This window comes from Rhodocytophaga aerolata, assembly GCF_030503435.1.
GTDB classification, from domain to species: domain Bacteria; phylum Bacteroidota; class Bacteroidia; order Cytophagales; family 172606-1; genus Rhodocytophaga; species Rhodocytophaga aerolata.
Window position 1 is genome coordinate 1 of the sequence record NZ_JAUKPO010000116.1, and the last position, 3,501, is coordinate 3,501.

Sequence of the window (3,501 nt, forward strand, 5' to 3'; positions counted from 1 at the left end):
GATTTTAAAAGAAGGGCATTATGGCTAATTGATGGTTAAGTTACAAGAAAGGCAGATATAATTACACTCTATAAAGCCCGATTTTAGCATTTTTTTGAAGTTGCATAAAGGGTATTCTATGCATTAAAAGGGTAAGAGGAGAAAGATAGCAAGACCAAAAAAGTTAAAAATATAGTGTTAGACCGGCTCTTAAAAGTTGATAAAAAAACAAAGAGCTTGGCCTACACTCCCCAGAATTGCGTTTTATCTAGGTATTATTGTAGCTATGATAAAAACTATAAACTGGATGCACAATAAGTAAAAGAACAGTTTGGAGTTATCCGAGGTCCCTATTTGGCAAGGCGTTTAAAGGATATTGTTAATCAAGCTATTTCAGCAAAAATTAAAAAGCAACAACTATTTTCTCATCTTTGCCCCTATGAACCGGATCACTGCCCTTTTTACTCAAAGCAATTCACCTATCTTAAATATTTACTATACAGCCGGCTATCCGGCCCTTTCTGATACGCTGCCCATTCTCACCTATTTAGAGAAGTCGGGCGTGGACATGGTGGAGATTGGTATGCCTTACTCTGATCCGGTGGCCGATGGGCCAACCATCCAGCAAAGCAATGATATAGCCCTTTCAAACGGGATGTCGGTAAAGCTTTTATTTGAGCAGCTGCAAGAGATGCGGAAAAAAGTAGGGCTTCCGGTTTTACTTATGGGCTATCTGAATCCGGTGCTGCAGTATGGCATAGAAGCCTTTTGCCGTAAATGCAAAGAAATAGGCGTAGATGGGGTGATCCTGCCGGATATGCCTATGAGCGTCTACCTGGATGAATATAAAGCCATCTTTGATTCCTATGGCCTTTTAAACATCTTTCTAATCACCCCTCAGACTTCTATAGAGCGCATCCGGCAGATAGATCAAGTATCAGACGGGTTTATCTATATGGTCTCCTCGGCTTCTGTTACAGGGGCCACTTCAGGCATTAGAGAGGCAACAGAAAACTATTTCAAGCGCATCAAAGAAATGAAGTTAAAAACCCCTACGATGATTGGCTTTGGCATTTCTGATAAGAAAAGTTTTGATACGGCCTCAAGCTATGCAAACGGGGCCATTATCGGATCAGCTTTTGTGAAAGCCTTGCAGCAAAGCTCGGATTTAGAAAAAGATATTGCCTCCTTTGTGAGCTCTATCAAAGGCTAGAGTCGCCCTACACTTATCAAGGCTGTGGAGATCAAGTATCAGCTATAGATGCAATAAAACAGGCTCTGGTTGTTCTGTAAGCTGCCCAACGACTATGGAGGGTAAGAAAATTTAATTATATTTTTATGGACGCACAAACCTGTGCGTTCATAAACAAAATCTTTCAAGTGATTTTTGCTTAAAAGATTGGATAACTAGCGACAGATGAAAGTAGATTTAAAGATAAACTATGGCTTCCTATTAGGTTTTTTCCTTCTACTTGAATTTTTTGCCCCTAGGGGCGTTTATGCTCAGCGTAGCGAAATAACGGATCAGGCACCCTCTCCCAATACTAATTCCACTTAGAGATAAACAGGTCTCTTTTGATAGCCTCGATTCGCTTGCTGTATCTAGGCTCTTGTATGATAAAACTACATCTAAATATATCCGCTTGCAAAACAATCTTTCCCTGCAAGCCCAAAACCAATCCCTTCTCTTTCAAGATACCTTATACCTGGAAAATGATTGGCAAGGATTAGAGAAAATTCTATCTATTGCCCCACTAATCACCCCATTAGATTTATATATTAATGGTAAGTTAGTCTCAAGATTAGTACAGGGCATCCCTCTTCATTTAACTATAACCCCTTTTGTAGAAACCGGCCAAAATCTTATTGAGCTTGTCTCTACTGACAAGAGCAACAAAAAAGAGAAAGAGTTAGTCAGCGAATTATTTGTTTATGCTTCCCCAAGCATACGATTGAGTGATTTGTTAATCCATACTACGCATCAGCGGCAGTATGGGCATTGGAGCAATTTCTCACTGGCTATATTCTATAAGGTAAAAAATCACACAGCTAGCGTGTTTGATACAGACCGGGTCAAGTATAGTTTCCAGGTTTATGACAAGCACCTGAAGTTAGAAAGACAAGTGGAAGTCAAACCTGTAGGGAGGGCTAACTTTTTATATCCCCTCAAGGAAAACTCCTGGAGTACTGTCAGCTTTACGGATGCTAAATTTTTACGCTGGTCAGATGAGATTCCCAATTTGCATTACCTGCTTATAAGACAGGAAAATCCCCTTTTGCAACAAAGCGCCTATTATCTGCACCGAATCGGGCTACAGACCTCAATCATAAAAGATAATCAAGTATACCTCAACAACACGCCTATTCGCCTAAGTCCGGTTCTATGGGATATAGATATAAAAAAGCAGAAATCCCTGGCCACCGATACGCTGGAAAGCATCATCGGGAAACTAAAAAAACACCACATTAATACCCTTATGGTTCCCCTTGCGCTGGCAACTAAAGAACTTTATCGTATGTGTGAACAGCATGGACTATATATAGTCCAAGACCTTTCAGACTCTTCCCTGCAAGCGGCATCTACCCGCAAGGATTCTTCGCTAACTACAAGTCAAGCCCTTAGCCGAATAGCGGCCCGTGTGCATGAATTTAAAAATTCCCCTTGCTTGCTCTTTTGGAATACACAAGCCATCACAGGAGGCAAAAGAGCGGCTATTGAAGATTCCCTGAAACGAATTGACCGCTATAGGCCATTGTTTACCCCTCAACTCTTAGCAGGCAATGGGCAAGTGCATGCATCAAAAGGATGGTCCAAAATGACAGACGATGAACATAAGCAGCTAAAGAAAAATTATCAGCCAATAGATATCATCATTAGTTCCTATAAAAGTAATGAGCTTTTATTGCGCTCAAATTATAGTTTTGATACCCTGCATGTAAACGTGGTGTGGCAGGTAATAAAATCTTCTCAGGTGGTAGAAAAAGGCGAAATTTCAGACGTTTCCCTTTTACCAAAAAAAGAAGCCCTTCTCGCCTTGCCATTAGATCTTGCTAGCTACAAAGATAAAGCTAATGTTAAAATTTGTTTTCAAATTTTACTGGCAACAAACAAACGCTGGGCACCAAAAGCTTTCGAAATTGCCAGTCAAAATTTTAGATTTACCCATCTAAAAGAAGACTATATCTTAGAAACATCTGATTAAATCTTTTCCCCTCTTGCCCAAGATTCGTACCTGACTTCATTTGGTTTTTCTACCTGCTTATAACTTGCCTTTCTTTTTGCAGCGGATAACCTTTAAGTCTGTTTTTACCGGGATGATCAGCAGCTTAAAAAAGAATTTACCCGGTGGAATAAATTTACTCAAAGTGCAGACTGGTAAAGTTTCTCTTTAACTTTGCAACCTTAGACCTAAATAATTAACTACTTACCACTTATGCTGCCGGTTCAAGTGATTTCCTCCCTACCTTATCCTTTTTCGCTTTTTCAGCAGTTGTGCTTAGAGTTTGCTTTTTTCCGCATTC

Annotated in this window: 2 protein-coding genes; both read left to right on the plus strand. The window is 40.0% G+C overall.

All coding sequences use genetic code 11. From position 1 onward, the window contains the following. Positions 1-418: 418 nt before the first annotated feature. Entirely contained in the window at positions 419-1,192 is a 774-nt protein-coding gene (gene trpA, locus Q0590_RS36870; protein WP_302042696.1) for a tryptophan synthase subunit alpha, read from the plus strand. Positions 1,193-1,589: 397 nt separating this feature from the next. Continuing rightward, on the plus strand, positions 1,590-3,182 hold the full coding sequence (locus tag Q0590_RS36875; RefSeq protein ID WP_302042697.1) for a beta-galactosidase domain 4-containing protein: 1,593 nt from the start codon (positions 1,590-1,592) through the stop codon (positions 3,180-3,182). Positions 3,183-3,501 lie beyond the last annotated feature (319 nt).

Coding starts and splice junctions, on each gene's coding strand:
- trpA (WP_302042696.1), top strand. CDS start 419: ATGAACCGGATCACTGCCCTTTTTACTCAAAGCAATTCACCTATCTTA.